Annotated in this window: 14 protein-coding genes, 1 tRNA gene, 2 rRNA genes and 1 riboswitch; of the genes, 8 read left to right on the forward strand and 9 right to left on the reverse strand. The window is 53.9% G+C overall.

Features of this window, described 5'->3' with window-relative positions; genetic code table 11:
- Nucleotides 1-43 precede the first annotated feature (43 nt).
- The 3 genes from PMPD1_RS20520 to PMPD1_RS20530 form a co-directional block, all read right to left on the reverse strand.
- Nucleotides 44-2950 (reverse strand): 23S ribosomal RNA (locus PMPD1_RS20520).
- A gap of 207 nt (nt 2951-3157) precedes the next feature.
- A tRNA-Glu gene (locus PMPD1_RS20525) sits at nt 3158-3233 on the reverse strand.
- A gap of 174 nt (nt 3234-3407) precedes the next feature.
- A 16S ribosomal RNA gene (locus PMPD1_RS20530) occupies nt 3408-4949 on the reverse strand.
- The 16S and 23S rRNA genes sit together here with 1 tRNA gene alongside, the layout of an rRNA operon.
- Before the next feature lie 596 nt (nt 4950-5545).
- Here PMPD1_RS20530 and purH point away from each other — a divergent pair.
- Both purH and purD read left to right on the forward strand, forming a co-directional pair.
- Nucleotides 5546-7135 carry a bifunctional phosphoribosylaminoimidazolecarboxamide formyltransferase/IMP cyclohydrolase gene (gene purH / locus PMPD1_RS20535; RefSeq protein ID WP_173635793.1) on the forward strand — a complete coding sequence of 530 codons (1590 nt, stop codon included), beginning with the start codon at nt 5546-5548 and terminating at the stop codon, nt 7133-7135.
- Nucleotides 7136-7155: 20 nt separating this feature from the next.
- Nucleotides 7156-8436, forward strand: coding sequence for a phosphoribosylamine--glycine ligase (gene purD, locus PMPD1_RS20540; protein ID WP_173635794.1), 1281 nt, complete (start codon nt 7156-7158; stop codon nt 8434-8436).
- A gap of 50 nt (nt 8437-8486) precedes the next feature.
- Here the strand turns inward: purD and PMPD1_RS20545 are convergent, their stop codons facing one another.
- The 6 genes from PMPD1_RS20545 to nudC form a co-directional block, all read right to left on the reverse strand.
- The gene (locus PMPD1_RS20545; RefSeq protein ID WP_173636304.1) at nt 8487-9152 is read right to left on the reverse strand and encodes a DUF1481 domain-containing protein; all 666 of its coding nucleotides are present in this window, start codon (nt 9150-9152) and stop codon (nt 8487-8489) included.
- A gap of 50 nt (nt 9153-9202) precedes the next feature.
- Entirely contained in the window at nt 9203-9475 is a 273-nt protein-coding gene (gene hupA / locus PMPD1_RS20550; protein WP_002438605.1) for a nucleoid-associated protein HU-alpha, read from the reverse strand.
- A gap of 188 nt (nt 9476-9663) precedes the next feature.
- The gene (locus PMPD1_RS20555; protein WP_173635795.1) at nt 9664-10254 is read right to left on the reverse strand and encodes a YjaG family protein; all 591 of its coding nucleotides are present in this window, start codon (nt 10252-10254) and stop codon (nt 9664-9666) included.
- A 62-nt stretch (nt 10255-10316) separates the two neighbouring features.
- Nucleotides 10317-10982 (reverse strand): deoxyribonuclease V, encoded by a 666-nt coding sequence (gene nfi, locus PMPD1_RS20560; protein ID WP_173635796.1) that lies wholly within the window; start codon nt 10980-10982, stop codon nt 10317-10319.
- Nucleotides 10983-10984: 2 nt separating this feature from the next.
- On the reverse strand, nt 10985-12052 hold the full coding sequence (hemE, locus tag PMPD1_RS20565; protein ID WP_173636305.1) for a uroporphyrinogen decarboxylase: 1068 nt from the start codon (nt 12050-12052) through the stop codon (nt 10985-10987).
- Nucleotides 12053-12093: 41 nt separating this feature from the next.
- The gene (gene nudC, locus PMPD1_RS20570; RefSeq protein WP_173635797.1) at nt 12094-12867 is read right to left on the reverse strand and encodes an NAD(+) diphosphatase; all 774 of its coding nucleotides are present in this window, start codon (nt 12865-12867) and stop codon (nt 12094-12096) included.
- Between the two features lie 160 nt (nt 12868-13027).
- Here nudC and rsd point away from each other — a divergent pair, with 160 nt between their 5' ends.
- From rsd to thiH, 6 genes are all read left to right on the forward strand, one after another.
- Complete coding sequence (gene rsd / locus PMPD1_RS20575; protein ID WP_173635798.1) at nt 13028-13537, forward strand: sigma D regulator; 510 nt, start codon at nt 13028-13030, stop codon at nt 13535-13537.
- Nucleotides 13538-13638: 101 nt separating this feature from the next.
- Nucleotides 13639-13739, forward strand: a riboswitch (TPP riboswitch).
- A gap of 92 nt (nt 13740-13831) precedes the next feature.
- Nucleotides 13832-14548, forward strand: coding sequence for a thiamine phosphate synthase (thiE, locus tag PMPD1_RS20580; protein WP_173635799.1), 717 nt, complete (start codon nt 13832-13834; stop codon nt 14546-14548).
- A complete protein-coding gene (locus tag PMPD1_RS20585; protein ID WP_173635800.1) occupies nt 14541-15287 on the forward strand; it encodes a HesA/MoeB/ThiF family protein in 747 nt (248 codons plus the stop codon). The genes thiE and PMPD1_RS20585 overlap by 8 nt, the downstream gene beginning before the upstream one ends.
- Nucleotides 15284-15484 carry a sulfur carrier protein ThiS gene (gene thiS / locus PMPD1_RS20590; protein ID WP_173635801.1) on the forward strand — a complete coding sequence of 67 codons (201 nt, stop codon included), beginning with the start codon at nt 15284-15286 and terminating at the stop codon, nt 15482-15484. Before PMPD1_RS20585 ends, thiS begins: the two co-directional genes overlap by 4 nt.
- Nucleotide 15485: 1 nt before the next feature.
- Nucleotides 15486-16265: a thiazole synthase gene (locus tag PMPD1_RS20595; protein WP_173635802.1), complete on the forward strand. Its 780-nt coding sequence runs from the start codon at nt 15486-15488 to the stop codon at nt 16263-16265.
- The gene (gene thiH / locus PMPD1_RS20600; protein WP_173635803.1) at nt 16262-17389 is read left to right on the forward strand and encodes a 2-iminoacetate synthase ThiH; all 1128 of its coding nucleotides are present in this window, start codon (nt 16262-16264) and stop codon (nt 17387-17389) included. The genes PMPD1_RS20595 and thiH overlap by 4 nt, the downstream gene beginning before the upstream one ends.
- Nucleotides 17390-17424: the final 35 nt, after the last annotated feature.

Raw genomic sequence — 17424 nt, forward strand, 5'->3', positions numbered from 1 at the left:
TGAAAATCAAAACCGCGTCTCTCAAGAACGCCTCTGGCGTTGTAAGGTTAAGCCTCACGGGTCATTAGTACCGGTTAGCTCAACGCATCGCTGCGCTTACACATCCGGCCTATCAACGTCGTCGTCTTCAACGTCCCTTCAGGACCCTCAAGGGGTCAGGGAGAACTCATCTCGGGGCAAGTTTCGCGCTTAGATGCTTTCAGCGCTTATCTCTTCCGCATTTAGCTACCGGGCAGTGCCATTGGCATGACAACCCGAACACCAGTGATGCGTCCACTCCGGTCCTCTCGTACTAGGAGCAGCCCCCCTCAGTTCTCCAGCGCCCACGGCAGATAGGGACCGAACTGTCTCACGACGTTCTAAACCCAGCTCGCGTACCACTTTAAATGGCGAACAGCCATACCCTTGGGACCTACTTCAGCCCCAGGATGTGATGAGCCGACATCGAGGTGCCAAACACCGCCGTCGATATGAACTCTTGGGCGGTATCAGCCTGTTATCCCCGGAGTACCTTTTATCCGTTGAGCGATGGCCCTTCCATTCAGAACCACCGGATCACTAAGACCTGCTTTCGCACCTGCTCGCGCCGTCACGCTCGCAGTCAAGCCAGCTTATGCCTTTGCACTAACCTCACGATGTCCGACCGTGATTAGCTGACCTTCGTGCTCCTCCGTTACGCTTTGGGAGGAGACCGCCCCAGTCAAACTACCCACCAGACACTGTCCGCAGCCCGGATTACGGGCCAACGTTAGAACACCAGCCATTAAAGGGTGGTATTTCAAGGGCGGCTCCACGGGAACTGGCGTCCCCGCTTCAAAGCCTCCCACCTATCCTGCACATCAAGGACCAGTGTTCAGTGTCAAGCTGTAGTAAAGGTTCACGGGGTCTTTCCGTCTTGCCGCGGGTACACTGCATCTTCACAGCGAGTTCAATTTCACTGAGTCTCGGGTGGAGACAGCCTGGCCATCATTACGCCATTCGTGCAGGTCGGAACTTACCCGACAAGGAATTTCGCTACCTTAGGACCGTTATAGTTACGGCCGCCGTTTACCGGGGCTTCGATCAAGAGCTTCGCGTTGCCGCTAACCCCATCAATTAACCTTCCGGCACCGGGCAGGCGTCACACCGTATACGTCCACTTTCGTGTTTGCACAGTGCTGTGTTTTTAATAAACAGTTGCAGCCAGCTGGTATCTTCGACTGCCTTCAGCTCCGTGAGCAAGTCACTTCACCTAACGACAGCGTGCCTTCTCCCGAAGTTACGGCACCATTTTGCCTAGTTCCTTCACCCGAGTTCTCTCAAGCGCCTGGGTATTCTCTACCTGACCACCTGTGTCGGTTTGGGGTACGATTTCGTGTTGCCTGATGCTTAGAGGCTTTTCCTGGAAGCTGGGCATTTGTTACTTCAGCGCCGTAGCGCCTCGTCGTCACACCTCAGCGTTAACGGCCTTCCGGATTTACCTGGAACGCCCGCCTACATGCTTAAACCGGGACAACCGTCGCCCGGCTAACATAGCCTTCTCCGTCCCCCCTTCGCAGCAACACCAAGTACGGGAATATTAACCCGTTTCCCATCGACTACGCCTTTCGGCCTCGCCTTAGGGGTCGACTCACCCTGCCCCGATTAACGTTGGACAGGAACCCTTGGTCTTCCGGCGAGCGGGCTTTTCACCCGCTTTATCGTTACTTATGTCAGCATTCGCACTTCTGATACCTCCAGCAGCCCTCACAGGCCACCTTCGACGGCTTACAGAACGCTCCCCTACCCAACAACACTTACGTGTCGCTGCCGCAGCTTCGGTGCATGGTTTAGCCCCGTTACATCTTCCGCGCAGGCCGACTCGACCAGTGAGCTATTACGCTTTCTTTAAATGATGGCTGCTTCTAAGCCAACATCCTGGCTGTCTGGGCCTTCCCACATCGTTTCCCACTTAACCATGACTTTGGGACCTTAGCTGGCGGTCTGGGTTGTTTCCCTCTTCACGACGGACGTTAGCACCCGCCGTGTGTCTCCCGTGATAACATTCTCCGGTATTCGCAGTTTGCATCGGGTTGGTAAGCCGGGATGGCCCCCTAGCCGAAACAGTGCTCTACCCCCGGAGATGAATTCACGAGGCGCTACCTAAATAGCTTTCGGGGAGAACCAGCTATCTCCCGGTTTGATTGGCCTTTCACCCCCAGCCACAAGTCATCCGCTAATTTTTCAACATTAGTCGGTTCGGTCCTCCAGTTAGTGTTACCCAACCTTCAACCTGCCCATGGCTAGATCACCGGGTTTCGGGTCTATACCCTGCAACTTAGCGCCCGGTTAAGACTCGGTTTCCCTTCGGCTCCCCTATGCGGTTAACCTTGCTACAGAATATAAGTCGCTGACCCATTATACAAAAGGTACGCAGTCACCCCATAAATGAGGCTCCCACTGCTTGTACGTACACGGTTTCAGGTTCTTTTCACTCCCCTCGCCGGGGTTCTTTTCGCCTTTCCCTCACGGTACTGGTTCACTATCGGTCAGTCAGGAGTATTTAGCCTTGGAGGATGGTCCCCCCATATTCAGACAGGATACCACGTGTCCCGCCCTACTCATCGAGCTCACAGCCAGTGCGCTTTTGTGTACGGGGCTGTCACCCTGTATCGCCGGCCTTTCCGGACCGTTCCACTAACGCACAAGCTGATTCAGGCTCTGGGCTGCTCCCCGTTCGCTCGCCGCTACTGGGGGAATCTCGGTTGATTTCTTTTCCTCGGGGTACTTAGATGTTTCAGTTCCCCCGGTTCGCCTCATGCCACTATGTATTCATGACATGATGATGCACCGAAGTGCACCGGGTTTCCCCATTCGGACATCGCCGGCTATAGCGGTTCATATCACCTTACCGGCGCTTTTCGCAGATTAGCACGTCCTTCATCGCCTCTGACTGCCAGGGCATCCACCGTGTACGCTTAGTCGCTTAACCTCACAACCCACAGGCGTCCTGTGCGTTATGAGCATTTGAGAGACTCGAACGCGCCGCTTTCTTTTCTTATTACGGAGAAAAGAAACAGCACGTCGTTTCAATTTTCAGCTTGTTCCGGATTGTTAAAGAGCAAATATCTCAAACGTGACTCTTGCAAGTCAGCTTTGAGATATAACGGCACGCAACTTTCACTCACATACCAGCAAGTGGCGTCCCCTAGGGGATTCGAACCCCTGTTACCGCCGTGAAAGGGCGGTGTCCTGGGCCTCTAGACGAAGGGGACGTGAAATTTGCTTTACGAATCACCGATTCGTTAATTTCACGTAAGGGCGAGGTTTTTCTTCAGAAAACCGAGCGACATTGTCTTTTGTCGCAGCACCCCCAACGTGTAAACGCCTTGCTCATGACTTCTTATCAGACAATCTGTGTGAGCACTTCGCGGGAAAGTATCTTCAGGTAAGGAGGTGATCCAACCGCAGGTTCCCCTACGGTTACCTTGTTACGACTTCACCCCAGTCATGAATCACAAAGTGGTAAGCGCCCTCCCGAAGGTTAAGCTACCTACTTCTTTTGCAACCCACTCCCATGGTGTGACGGGCGGTGTGTACAAGGCCCGGGAACGTATTCACCGTGGCATTCTGATCCACGATTACTAGCGATTCCGACTTCACGGAGTCGAGTTGCAGACTCCGATCCGGACTACGACGCACTTTATGAGGTCCGCTTGCTCTCGCGAGGTCGCTTCTCTTTGTATGCGCCATTGTAGCACGTGTGTAGCCCTGGTCGTAAGGGCCATGATGACTTGACGTCATCCCCACCTTCCTCCGGTTTATCACCGGCAGTCTCCTTTGAGTTCCCGACCGAATCGCTGGCAACAAAGGATAAGGGTTGCGCTCGTTGCGGGACTTAACCCAACATTTCACAACACGAGCTGACGACAGCCATGCAGCACCTGTCTCACGGTTCCCGAAGGCACAAACGCATCTCTGCGTTCTTCCGTGGATGTCAAGACCAGGTAAGGTTCTTCGCGTTGCATCGAATTAAACCACATGCTCCACCGCTTGTGCGGGCCCCCGTCAATTCATTTGAGTTTTAACCTTGCGGCCGTACTCCCCAGGCGGTCGACTTAACGCGTTAGCTCCGGAAGCCACGAGTCAAGCTCACAGCCTCCAAGTCGACATCGTTTACGGCGTGGACTACCAGGGTATCTAATCCTGTTTGCTCCCCACGCTTTCGCACCTGAGCGTCAGTCTTCGTCCAGGGGGCCGCCTTCGCCACCGGTATTCCTCCAGATCTCTACGCATTTCACCGCTACACCTGGAATTCTACCCCCCTCTACGAGACTCAAGCCTGCCAGTTTCAAATGCAGTTCCCGGGTTGAGCCCGGGGATTTCACATCTGACTTAACAGACCGCCTGCGTGCGCTTTACGCCCAGTAATTCCGATTAACGCTTGCACCCTCCGTATTACCGCGGCTGCTGGCACGGAGTTAGCCGGTGCTTCTTCTGCGGGTAACGTCAATGACAAAGGTTATTAACCTTCACCCCTTCCTCCCCGCTGAAAGTACTTTACAACCCGAAGGCCTTCTTCATACACGCGGCATGGCTGCATCAGGCTTGCGCCCATTGTGCAATATTCCCCACTGCTGCCTCCCGTAGGAGTCTGGACCGTGTCTCAGTTCCAGTGTGGCTGGTCATCCTCTCAGACCAGCTAGGGATCGTCGCCTAGGTGAGCCGTTACCCCACCTACCAGCTAATCCCATCTGGGTTCATCCGATGGTGTGAGGCCCGAAGGTCCCCCACTTTGGTCTCGCGACGTTATGCGGTATTAGCCACCGTTTCCAGTGGTTATCCCCCTCCATCGGGCAGATCCCCAGACATTACTCACCCGTCCGCCACTCGTCGGCAAAGAAGCAAGCTTCTTCCCGCTACCGTTCGACTTGCATGTGTTAGGCCTGCCGCCAGCGTTCAATCTGAGCCATGATCAAACTCTTCAATTTAAAAGTGTCTGATGCTCAAAGAATTAAAACTGTTTATAAAATCAGTAGTCACTCTTCAAGACTTGATATTTTGTTGCATCCGCAGATGCTTGCGATATCAATCCTGCGAGTGCCCACACAGATTGTCTGATAAATTGTTAAAGAGCAGTGCGAACAGCGGCTTAACCGCCTGTCGCGAGGTGGCGTATATTACGCTTTCCTCCCGCAGAGTCAACCCCGTTTTTCAGAAGTTTTCTCTTTCGCTAGCCGAATGTTTCCGGCTTTCTCAACCCGGCGGCCTGTAAGCCGTTGTGCCGTGTTGATGGAGGCGCATTATAGGGAGTTTCCCGCCGCCCGCAACCACTAATTTACCCAAAAAAGCCCGTTCGCTGCATTCCACAGCAAAACCGGCGTTTATACCCGGTTATACACAAACTTATCCACATTTATTAACCAGACTAAATTTAGACGAGCATCGCGCAAACGTTTTCGCTACAATGCCTCGCGACGTCACGGATGCCCCTTTTCGGGGCGTTACCTCAAACCTGGCACGCAAATATCGCTAAGCTTGAGGTAACGCTCTTTATTTGCGAACCAAAGCCAAGGGATCAATCACCATGCAACAACCTCGTCCTGTACGCCGCGCTCTGCTCAGCGTGTCTGACAAAGCCGGTATCCTCGAATTCGCCCAGGCACTTTCAGACCGTGGGGTCGAACTCCTCTCTACCGGAGGTACCGCTCGTCTATTAGCTGACGCCGGTCTTCCCGTTACTGAAGTATCCGACTATACCGGCTTCCCGGAAATGATGGATGGCCGTGTTAAAACGTTGCATCCGAAAGTGCATGGTGGAATTTTGGGACGTCGCGGTCAGGATGATGCGATCATGGCGGAACACCATATCTCGCCGATCGATATGGTGGTCGTTAACCTCTATCCTTTCGCGCAAACCGTCGCCCGTGAAGGTTGCTCGCTAGAAGATGCGGTTGAGAATATCGATATTGGCGGGCCAACCATGGTGCGCTCGGCGGCTAAAAACCATAAAGACGTTGCCATCGTAGTAAACAGTAGCGACTATGCGGCCATTATTGCCGAGCTGGATGCGCAGCAAAACTCCCTCACTCTCGAAACACGTTTTGACTTAGCTATCAAAGCGTTTGAGCATACTGCCGCTTATGACAGTATGATCGCTAACTACTTTGGCAGCCTGGTCCCGGCCTATTACGGCGAAACCGACCAGCCATCCGGGCGCTTCCCTCGCACGCTAAACCTGAACTTTATTAAGAAGCAGGATATGCGTTATGGCGAGAACAGCCACCAGGATGCCGCCTTCTATATAGAAGAGGGGCTTACTGAAGCCTCAGTTGCCACCGCCCGGCAGCATCAGGGGAAAGCGCTCTCATATAACAATATCGCCGATACCGATGCGGCGCTGGAGTGCGTTAAAGCCTTTGACGAACCAGCCTGTGTGATTGTTAAACATGCCAACCCATGCGGTGTCGCGGTAGATGCGACGATCCTTAACGCTTACGAGCACGCTTACAAAACCGATCCGACCTCGGCATTTGGCGGCATTATCGCCTTTAACCGTGAATTGGATGAGGCCACAGCGCAGGCAATTATCAGCCGCCAGTTTGTTGAAGTGATTATCGCGCCTTCCGTCAGCGCCGCCGCACTGAACGTTACGGCAACAAAACAGAACGTGCGCGTGCTGACATGCGGAGAGTGGCAACAGCGAACCACAGGGCTCGACTTTAAACGGGTTAATGGCGGTCTGTTAGTACAGGATCGCGATGTGGGTATGGTGACGGAAAGCCAGTTACGCGTAGTTAGCAAGCGTCAGCCTAGCGAAAAAGAGCTGCGTGATGCCCTCTTCTGCTGGAAAGTCGCGAAATTCGTTAAATCCAATGCGATTGTCTACGCGCGCGATAACATGACCATTGGCATTGGCGCCGGTCAAATGAGCCGCGTTTACTCGGCAAAAATCGCCGGTATCAAAGCCAGCGACGAAGGGCTAGAAGTAAAAGGCTCGGCGATGGCGTCCGATGCATTCTTTCCGTTTCGCGATGGCATTGACGCCGCAGCGGCTGTCGGCGTCAGCTGCGTAATTCAACCCGGCGGGTCAATTCGTGATGATGAAGTTATTGCCGCCGCCGATGAACATGGCATTGCAATGATCTTTACCGATATGCGTCATTTCCGCCATTAATTGCCACTGGAGCATTAAAGATGAAAATTTTAGTCATTGGTAATGGCGGCCGCGAGCACGCGCTGGCATGGAAAGCGTCCCGATCACCACTCGCTGAAACGGTATTTGTCGCGCCGGGTAATGCCGGAACCGCGCTGGAACCCGCCTTACAAAACGTCGATATCAGCGCTACGGACATTCCGGCGCTACTGCGTTTTGCGCAGAGCGAAAAGATTGACCTAACCATTGTCGGCCCTGAAGCGCCGTTGGTCATTGGCGTTGTCGATGCTTTCCGGGCGGCGGGCCTAACCATTTTCGGCCCGACGCAAGCAGCAGCACAATTGGAAGGCTCCAAAGCTTTCACCAAAGATTTTCTTGCCCGCCACCATATTCCCACCGCGGAATATCAAAACTTTACTGAAGTCGAACCCGCGCTTGCATATGTGCGTAGTAAAGGCGCCCCGATCGTTATCAAGGCTGATGGCCTTGCCGCCGGTAAAGGCGTTATTGTGGCAATGACGCTGCAAGAGGCCGAAGCCGCAATTCAGGACATGCTGGCAGGCAATGCGTTTGGCGACGCCGGTCACCGTATCGTGATCGAAGAGTTTCTGGATGGTGAAGAAGCCAGTTTTATCGTAATGGTCGATGGCGAACATGTTCTGCCAATGGCCACCAGCCAGGATCATAAACGCGTGGGCGATGGCGATACCGGCCCCAATACCGGTGGTATGGGCGCCTATTCGCCGGCGCCGGTGGTGACTGATGAAATCCACCAGCGCGTGATGGATAGTGTCATTTGGCCGACAGTGCGCGGTATGGCGGCTGAAGGCAACGTCTATACGGGCTTTTTGTATGCTGGCCTGATGATCGATAAAGCCGGGCAGCCGAAGGTGATTGAGTTTAACTGCCGTTTTGGCGACCCGGAAACTCAACCGATTATGATGCGCCTACAGTCAGATTTAGTCGCGCTTTGCCTGGCAGCCTGTAAAGGAGAGCTGGATCGTCAGGATTCGCAGTGGGATCCGCGTCCATCATTAGGCGTTGTGATTGCTGCCGGCGGCTATCCTGACAGTTATACAACCGGCCATCAGATCCACGGACTGCCGCTAGAAGAGCGCGCCGATGGCAAAGTGTTTCATGCCGGTACTCAATTACACGACGATGTCGTGGTTACCCAGGGTGGGCGCGTGTTATGCGTTACCGCGTTGGGAGAGGATGTCGCAGCGGCGCAAAAGCGCGCTTACGCGCTGGCGCAAGACATTTCGTGGGAAGGGAGTTTTTACCGCAAAGATATTGGTTATCGCGCCATTAATCGCCGCTAAGCTGGCCTGCCGCTCTCTTCTGAGGGCGGCAAATTTACCACCACGCCCGATCAGAAATCCGCTTCGTTCGGCTCTTGTTGGCAGTAATCTTCGGCCGTCGCCAACAACAATTGAGTACCTTCCGGCGCATCCAACCAGGCCACGCTTAGCGTTGAGCGGGCAGCACTCTGCTGCTGCATAATATAATTGAGCGCCAAGTTATCCAGCGCCGGTTTCACACTGTCGCCCTGACACGTCTTGATCAGCCCATTCCCCAGCCAATGACCCTGTTTTAAGACTACGCGACCAGTAAGCAATGCATCGCTAATTTTCAGCATCCGCTGCGCATCGAACTTGTAGAGCGCCACCGCATCATTACTCAATGCCTCACGGCGCCCTTCAAGCTGCCGCTGCATAAAACTGAGGCTACCGTCCTGATCAAAGCGTAGCGTGACGTCATCCGGGTGTTTCCCCTGAATATGGCGCTCAATACTGACCAGTTTGCCTTCTGACCAGCCGTAATCGGTAATTTCGCTCACGCCAGCGCTGAAGGGAGTGAATATCGTCATCATATGCGAGACTTGCTGCTGATGATCTTTACGCCAAATACGCACCGCGCCACGATCGGCCAGATAACCGCTGGCAGTAAAGTCCGGTAAGCGCGAATGGGAACTACAGCCCGCCAATACCAAGATTGCCAGGCTACATAAATTCGGTTTAAGCGAGAGAATTTTCATAAACAAAAGGGGCGAAATCGCCCCTCGTCAAACCTTTCACCGCAACGCTATTACTTAACAGCGTCTTTCAGGGCCTTACCTGATACGAATGCCGGTACGTTTGCAGCAGCAATTTTAATTTCTTTGCCAGTCTGCGGGTTGCGGCCAGTACGCTCAGCGCGGTGGTTAACTTTAAAAGTACCAAAACCAACCAGTTGTACAGCATCACCTTCTTTCAGAGACTCAGTAATCGCAGCCAGGGTGGATTCCAGAGCAGCTTTTGCCTGGGTCTTAGACAGATCCGCTTTGTCCGCAATTACATCAATCAGTTGAGTCTTGTTCATAAGTTATCCTTACAGTGTATTTATCGCTTGCTAAGCATCGAGTGCGAGGGAAAAGCCAGATTCTGGCACTCTTCAGCCTGCACGCACCGATAGCCACATTTTTCAGCCCCCCAAATGTAGACCAGACAGGGGGCGAATGTGAAGCCTTTAGGCGCTACAAATCAGGCGTGAAGTCACGTTTTATCGCCTTACCGCTCAAATTTTATACCGATATTACTGATTCCCGCTTCTCGCAGGTCAGATCGCAGCCCTTTGATTAACTCCAGGTCACGTTCCTCACAGGCTGCCAGCAGGCGAAAAATCTCCCACTGGATGTCCCATTCTTCTTCAACCGCCGGGTTATCTTTTAGCTCATCGTCACTCATCTCACGACCGGATTGAGTCATTTCCAACATCGCGACCGTGGTAATTGATGCATCACTCACGCCAATAGCATGTTCCAGCGTTTCACCGCTTAAACGCGAATGCAATAATTCACTTAATGCCACGCAGGCATCAATGGCAGGATAAACACCGTAAAGATCGTAATCTTCGGCGTTAGGAATCGCCTCTTCCAGCTTTTCGAGCTGGCTGTCGAAATTGACTTTCGCCTCTTTCACCGTCAACGTTTCCCACACCAGATCGAGAATGCGGCGATAAATCTGTGCATCGGCAAAGCCGGTTTGTTGGCAGAAAGCCCAATAATTGGGATACATTCGCTCGCACAAGCAGGCCATAAAGGTCACATGCTGCCAACTTTCTAACTTTTCGAGCCGCAGATGGATGGGATTACGTAACATGATGAGATCTCGTCAATACTGTTCGGGCGACAGTGTACCGTAAAAGCGACCGGCTCACACCGTTAACCCTGCTGCAAACGCAGGAAAGCCGGGCGCCCTGAGGCGACCGCATCAGCCCAGCGCGTGGGTTCCGGCAGACGGTAGCCCTGCATACACTGTTGTACCCAATGCAGCGCGCTATCCATCCCGACCCGATGACCGGTAGAGATAAACAAAGGATTGCAGCGCTTTTTACTGCGCCATACCCAGCCTAGCTGCTCGCCTTTATCGTTTAATGGCTGCAACGCGCCGGGTTCAGCGTCCAGCGGCTCAAATTTACCGCACAGGCGCTTCTTAGCCACGCCAATGGTGGGAACATCCACCAGCAGACCAAAGTGGCTGGCGACACCGAGCCGACGAGGATGTGAAATACCATGCCCATCCACGAAGAGTAAATCAGGCTGGTGCTCCAGCATCTGCCAGGCCGCCAATAAGGCGGGATATTCACGGAATGAGAGAAAGCCGGGGATATACGGCATGGTGGTGGCGATACGCGCCACCTTATGTTCGATCAGCGTCAGGGAAGGATATTCCAAAATAACCAGCGCGGCGCGTGTTACCTCGCCTCCCTGCTCAAAACCGACATCCGCGCCAGCGATCAAGCGTGGCGGCATCACCTCAAAGTCATCGTGACGCACCACTTCAGAGGCACGCGCTAGCTGTTCAGCGCGCAATGCCTGCATATCCATAATTACTCCTGGTGATAAGGCCGGGAAAGGGTATGTACCGCCTCCACAAATGCACCGGCATGCTCCGGCGGCACATCCTGATGAATACCGTGACCGAGATTAAACACATGGCCTTCGCCATGACCAAACCCGGCGAGAATAGTCGCCACTTCCTCTTCAATACGCGCTGGCGGCGCATACAGCATGGAAGGGTCCATATTACCTTGCAGCGCCACTTTATCGCCCACACGGCGCCGCGCATCGGCAATATCGGTAGCCCAATCCAGGCCCAGAGCATCGCATCCGGTTTCCGCCATCGCTTCCAGCCACTGCCCCCCGCCTTTGGTAAATAGCGTTACCGGCACCCGCTGACCTTCATGTTCATGCAACAGTCCATCGACGATTTTATGCATGTAATACAGTGAAAATTCACGGTAATCACGCCCGGTCAGTACACCGCCCCAGGTATCAAAAACCATTACCGCCTGCGCGCCAGCACGGATTTGCGCATTAAGATAAAGCGTGACGCTATCGGCCAGTTTGTCCAACATGGCGTGCAGCGTGTGTGGCTCGGCATACATCATCTTTTTAATTTTGGTAAATGCCTTGCTGCTACCGCCTTCAACCATATAGGTCGCCAACGTCCATGGGCTACCGGAGAAACCAATCAGAGGCACTTCGCCCCGCAGGTTTTTACGAATGGTGCGTACCGCCTTCATTACGTAGCCCAGTTCTTGCTCCGGATCGGGTACCGGCAATTTATCCACGTCTGCCCGACAGGTGATTGGCGAGGAAAAACGCGGCCCTTCGCCCGCTTCGAACCACAGCCCTAAGCCCATTGCATCCGGAATGGTCAGAATATCAGAGAACAGGATCGCCGCATCCAGCGGATAACGCCGTAACGGCTGTAGGGTTACCTCACAGGCCAATTCAGCGTTTTTACACAACGACATAAAATCACCCGCCTGCGCGCGCGTGGCTTTATATTCCGGCAAATAGCGCCCGGCTTGTCGCATCATCCACACTGGCGTAACGTCAACCGGCTGGCGTAGCAGGGCACGGAGGTAACGATCGTTCTTCAATTCGTTCATTATAATCAGGCTCTCACAAACACAGGCGGCTAGTGTATCACTCATTCCGTTTCGGCGCGGCATAGCGCGACAGTGTCTTCAATTAACCGCCGCGCGACCGTGCCCGGCGGCGGCAGATGCGGTAATTGGTCATAGCGAAACCAACCGGCGTCGATCAGTTCATGGTTATCAATTTGCAATTCGCCCTCATCGTACTCAGCCATGAACGCCATCATCAACGAATGGGGGAATGGCCAGGGTTGAGAGGTAACGTAACGAACATTTTTAACCGTGACGCTACTCTCCTCCATTACTTCGCGCGCCACCGCTTGTTCAAGGGTTTCTCCCACTTCGACGAACCCGGCTAATACCGTATAAATGCTATTACGGTGACGCGCGTGTTGTGCCAGCAGGATCTGGTCGCCGCGCCGAATGGCGACGATGATACAAGGCGCGATCTGCGGATAGTAACGTTGACGGCAATGCGCGCACAAACAGGCATTTTCGGTTTTGCTCAAGTGCATTTCGTGACCGCAATAGCCGCAAAAACGGTGCGAGCGGATAAACTCCGCCAATTGGACACCGCGCCCCGCCAGTTGGAACAGCCCGGCCTCTTTATCCATGATTTGCCGTACCGAGCCCATATTCTCCGCGCGATCCTCGCGCACCAGCCACACGGTTTCACCCTGCCATTCGCCGATCGGCGACGCTTTCGAACCGGTTAGGTCAAATGTCTCCGCTGTGCCGTACGGTAAATCGCCATTTGGTAACCAAAGTTTCTGCTCATGGCTGACAATCCACCATCCAGCGTCTACGCTTCTAATTTCATGTTCCATAAAAAAGTATCCTGAAGACAAGATATTTGTAGTTTGTAGAGTACCGCTACATATTTAAACATTGCGCTAAAACTATACCCTAAATAATTCAGGTTGCATGAAAGCGGTAACGCACATGCAACCTAAAATATGTCGGGCTATTACTCACATGGAGTCGATCATGCTTAACCATTTAGACGTTCTGACCCAACGCGTAGGTGGCAGTAATGCACTGGTAGATCTTTGGCTAAGTGCCCGTCGGCAACTGCTAGTTGCCTATTATCAGACCGTTGGCATTAAGCCTAACAAGGAATCGCTCACCGCGCTGGATGAAAAGGCATTGGATAATTTTTGCCAAAAACTGGTCGATTATCTCTCTACCGGACATTTCAGTATCTATGAACGCATTATCGAAGAATTGGAAGGCGATAGCCCTCTGACGGCAGCGGCCCAGATTTATCCGGCGCTGGAAGGGAATACCGAGTTGTTGATGAGTTTGTATGATACCCATCTGGAAACGGCCATCGATCATGATAACTATGTCGAGTTTCAGCAGGCATTGTCAGAAGTGGGTGAAACGCTGGAGGCGCGGTTTACGCTGGAAGATAAGCTGATTCAGCTCGCCTGGGAGAACCAGCTTCAGTTACCCGGCGTGGTGGCGAATGAAACTGAACTGGTTAGGCCGGCATAAACATCACGCCATTGCTACCCCCTTGTAGTTTCTACCTCGCCCCTTTATGCTGGAGGGGCTATTTGGGTTGAAGCTGTGACGTAAGTCGCTCTGCATCACCCCACATCTTGTCGGAGTGCCCTACCGGGCTGAGACCGTTAATTCGGGATCCGCGGAACCTGATCAGGTTAGAACCTGCGAAGGGAACAAGAGTAAAGTTGGCTTACGGCGACATTATCCCTTTCTTGACCCGCCGTTTCATTACTCCCTCCGAACTCCAGACAAGCAACTTTCCCTTACTCACAGGAAATGGCTATGTCCGGCAGCGAACCAAAATTTTCCTCTCCACTGGAGAGAGAGACCGCCGCACACGAGAATATTCGCCGCACGGCGGTAAGGTATCAACCTGACTTTCCCACCGTTCCCCTTCGTTTAGGGCTCTATCCGGTGGTAGATAGCGTGGCATGGATTGAACGCCTACTGGAGGCAGGTGTACGTACTCTGCAGTTACGTATCAAAGACCAACACGATCATCACGTGGAAGAGGATGTTCGCGCCGCCATTGCGCTGGGGCAACGTTACCGGGCGCGTCTATTTATTAATGATTATTGGCGGCTGGCGATTAAACATCGGGCATACGGCGTACATCTCGGTCAGGAAGATCTTGCCGAAACCGATCTTAACGCCATACGAGAAGCCGGTTTACGCCTTGGCGTGTCTACTCATGACGATATGGAGATTGACCGCGCGCTGTCCGTGCGCCCTTCCTATATTGCGTTGGGGCACGTGTTTCCTACGCAAACGAAACAGATGCCCTCTGCGCCACAAGGATTAAAGCAATTAGCCGCGCATATGCAGCGCCTGCAAGGCTACCCGACCGTGGCAATTGGCGGCATCAGCATCGCACGGGTACCGGCGGTGCTGGAAACCGGTGTCGGTAGCGTGGCGGTCGTCAGCGCCATTACCCACGCCGCAGACTGGCGCAGCGCCACGCAACAGTTACTGGCGCTTGCGGGAGTCGGGGATGAATGACAGCGATTTTATGCGCTATAGCCGCCAACTCCTGCTGGAGGAGTTCGGTATTGAAGGGCAGGAAAAACTGCAGCGTGGTCGCGTCTTAATCATCGGCTTAGGTGGATTGGGTTCGCCTGCCGCGCTATATCTCGCGGCGGCTGGCGTCGGCAAACTGCTCCTGGCGGATGATGACACTCTGCATATCAGCAACTTACAACGCCAAATTCTGTTCCACCAGCCAGATACCGGCCAGAGTAAAGCGCACCTGGCGCAACGGCGGCTGCGCGCGCTCAATCCACAGGTCGACAGCATCGCGCTGGCGCAACGTGTGGATGAGAAAACCCTGCCATCACTTGTTGATCAGGTCGATCTGGTACTGGATTGCAGTGACAACATGGCTACCCGCCACGCGATCAACCATGCCTGTGTTACCGCCGGAAAACCGCTGATTAGCGGCAGTGCCGTGGGATGGAGCGGCCAGTTAATGGTGATCGCGCCACCCTGGACACAGGGCTGTTACCGCTGCTTGTGGCCTGACGAGAGTGAACCACAGCGCAATTGTCGTACCGCAGGCGTACTTGGGCCCGTGGTGGGCGTTATCGGTACGCTACAGGCGTTAGAAGCACTGAAACTATTGGCAGGCATTCCCTCGCCCTTAAACGGCAAACTACGTCTATTCGATGGCCGACAACAGGTTTGGCGCACGCTGAACCTTGAACGTACGCCACACTGCCCGGTATGCGGAGAAACGCCATGAATATCATCGTTAATGATCGGCAAATGGCCTGTTCCGCGCCATTGACGCTGACCGCCTTACTGAAACAGTTGTCACTGCACCAGCCAAGCACCGCGCTGGCGGTGAATCAAACTATCGTTCCCCATCATCGTTGGGATACCCAACTTCTACAGGAGGGCGATGAGCTGGTGATTTTCCAGGCCATTGCCGGAGGCTGACATGTTACAGATTGCTGATAAAACTTTTTCATCGCGCCTGCTGACCGGTACCGGCAAATTCGCCACGCCGCAATTGATGCTGGCCGCTTTACAAGAATCCGCTTCGCAACTGGTGACCATGGCGATGAAACGCGTTGATTTACGCGGCGGCGATGATGGGATCTTGCTGCCCCTACGACAGCTTGGCGTCCAGTTGCTACCCAACACCTCCGGCGCGAAAACCGCGGAAGAGGCGCTTTTCGCCGCTCGTCTCGCGCGTGAGGCGCTGGGTACACAGTGGCTTAAATTAGAAATTCACCCTGACGTACGCTATTTGCTGCCAGACCCAATAGAAACGCTAAAGGCGGCGGAGCAGTTGGTGAAAGAAGGGTTTGTGGTGCTGCCCTACTGTGGTGCCGATCCGGTGTTATGTAAGCGGCTTGAAGAGGTGGGATGCGCCGCTGTCATGCCGCTTGGCGCGCCAATTGGTAGCAATCAGGGGCTTAAAACACGTGACTTACTGGCGATTATCATCGAGCAGGCCAATGTACCGGTAATCATTGATGCCGGTATTGGCGCGCCAAGTCATGCCAGCGAAGCGCTGGAGATGGGGGCCGATGCGGTGCTGGTTAACACCGCAATTGCCGTCGCGCGCGACCCGGTACAAATGGCCCGTGCCTTTCGTCTGGCGGTCGAAGCCGGTGCGCTGGCGCAGCGCAGCGGATTAGGCACGGTACAACAGCAAGCAGCAGCATCCAGCCCGCTGACTGCCTTCCTCGGACAAGGTGAGGCCTTATCATGAAAGATTTTCTTTCGCGTTGGGAAACATTGAACTGGGATGACATTACACTGCGCATTAACAGTAAAACCTCAGCCGATGTTGAGCGGGCTCTTAATGCCCCACGTGTAGGACGAGAGGAGTTAATGGCATTGCTCTCTCCCGCCGCCAGCGCCTGGCTGGAACCGATGGCACAGAAAGCTCAGCGCCTGACACGCCAACGTTTTGGTAATACCGTCAGTTTTTATGTTCCGCTCTATCTTTCTAATTTATGCGCGAATGACTGTACCTATTGCGGTTTCTCAATGAGTAACCGCATTAAGCGTAAGACGCTGGATGCCGCCGAGATCGCCCGTGAATGCACGGCGATCCGGGCATTGGGTTTCGATCACCTGTTGCTGGTCACCGGTGAACACCAAAGTAAAGTCGGTATGGATTATTTCCGTCAGCATCTGCCGGTGATTCGCCAGAACTTCAGCTCCGTGATGATGGAGGTTCAACCGCTCTCACAAGTGGAATATGCCGAACTTAAAACCCTTGGGCTTGATGGCGTGCTGGTGTACCAGGAAACCTATCATCCGGCGGTTTACAGCCAGCACCATCTAAAGGGCAATAAGCAGGATTTTTTCTTTCGTCTGGAAACCCCGGATCGCCTTGGTCGCGCCGGGATCGACAAGATCGGGCTTGGCGCGTTAATTGGTTTGTCGGATAGCTGGCGTACCGATTGCTTTATGGTGGCGGAACATTTGCTGTGGCTACAGCAAAAGTGGTGGCAAAGCCGCTATTCGGTCTCTTTCCCACGGCTGCGCCCGTGCGCGGGCGGAATTGAACCGGCGTCGGTAATGAGTGAGGCGCAACTGGTACAAACTATCTGCGCGTTTCGCCTGTTCGCGCCGGAGGTGGAACTATCACTGTCGACGCGTGAATCACCGCATTTTCGCGATCATGTCGTGCCGTTAGCCATCAATAGCGTGAGCGCGTTTTCCAAAACGCAGCCTGGCGGTTATGCCGATAATCATCCTGAACTGGAGCAGTTTGCCCCGCATGATAATCGCACGCCGCAACAGGTTGCGGAGGCGTTAACACGGGCAGGCCTACAGCCGGTATGGAAAGATTGGGACAGTTATTTAGGACGCGCCGCGCAATAATTTGCACAGACCGGTAAGGGCGCGCGAAAGTGAGG

It is taken from the genome of Paramixta manurensis (assembly GCF_013285385.1).
GTDB classification, from domain to species: domain Bacteria; phylum Pseudomonadota; class Gammaproteobacteria; order Enterobacterales; family Enterobacteriaceae; genus Paramixta; species Paramixta manurensis.

Bases quoted from the DNA above. Each gene is read 5' to 3' on its own strand.
- purH (WP_173635793.1), top strand. From the start codon at position 5,546: ATGCAACAACCTCGTCCTGTACGCCGCGCTCTGCTCAGCGTGTCTGAC.
- purD (WP_173635794.1), top strand. From the start codon at position 7,156: ATGAAAATTTTAGTCATTGGTAATGGCGGCCGCGAGCACGCGCTGGCA.
- PMPD1_RS20545 (WP_173636304.1), bottom strand. From the start codon at position 9,152: ATGAAAATTCTCTCGCTTAAACCGAATTTATGTAGCCTGGCAATCTTG.
- hupA (WP_002438605.1), bottom strand. From the start codon at position 9,475: ATGAACAAGACTCAACTGATTGATGTAATTGCGGACAAAGCGGATCTG.
- PMPD1_RS20555 (WP_173635795.1), bottom strand. From the start codon at position 10,254: ATGTTACGTAATCCCATCCATCTGCGGCTCGAAAAGTTAGAAAGTTGG.
- nfi (WP_173635796.1), bottom strand. From the start codon at position 10,982: ATGGATATGCAGGCATTGCGCGCTGAACAGCTAGCGCGTGCCTCTGAA.
- hemE (WP_173636305.1), bottom strand. From the start codon at position 12,052: ATGAACGAATTGAAGAACGATCGTTACCTCCGTGCCCTGCTACGCCAG.
- nudC (WP_173635797.1), bottom strand. From the start codon at position 12,867: ATGGAACATGAAATTAGAAGCGTAGACGCTGGATGGTGGATTGTCAGC.
- rsd (WP_173635798.1), top strand. From the start codon at position 13,028: ATGCTTAACCATTTAGACGTTCTGACCCAACGCGTAGGTGGCAGTAAT.
- thiE (WP_173635799.1), top strand. From the start codon at position 13,832: ATGTCCGGCAGCGAACCAAAATTTTCCTCTCCACTGGAGAGAGAGACC.
- PMPD1_RS20585 (WP_173635800.1), top strand. From the start codon at position 14,541: ATGAATGACAGCGATTTTATGCGCTATAGCCGCCAACTCCTGCTGGAG.
- thiS (WP_173635801.1), top strand. From the start codon at position 15,284: ATGAATATCATCGTTAATGATCGGCAAATGGCCTGTTCCGCGCCATTG.
- PMPD1_RS20595 (WP_173635802.1), top strand. From the start codon at position 15,486: ATGTTACAGATTGCTGATAAAACTTTTTCATCGCGCCTGCTGACCGGT.
- thiH (WP_173635803.1), top strand. From the start codon at position 16,262: ATGAAAGATTTTCTTTCGCGTTGGGAAACATTGAACTGGGATGACATT.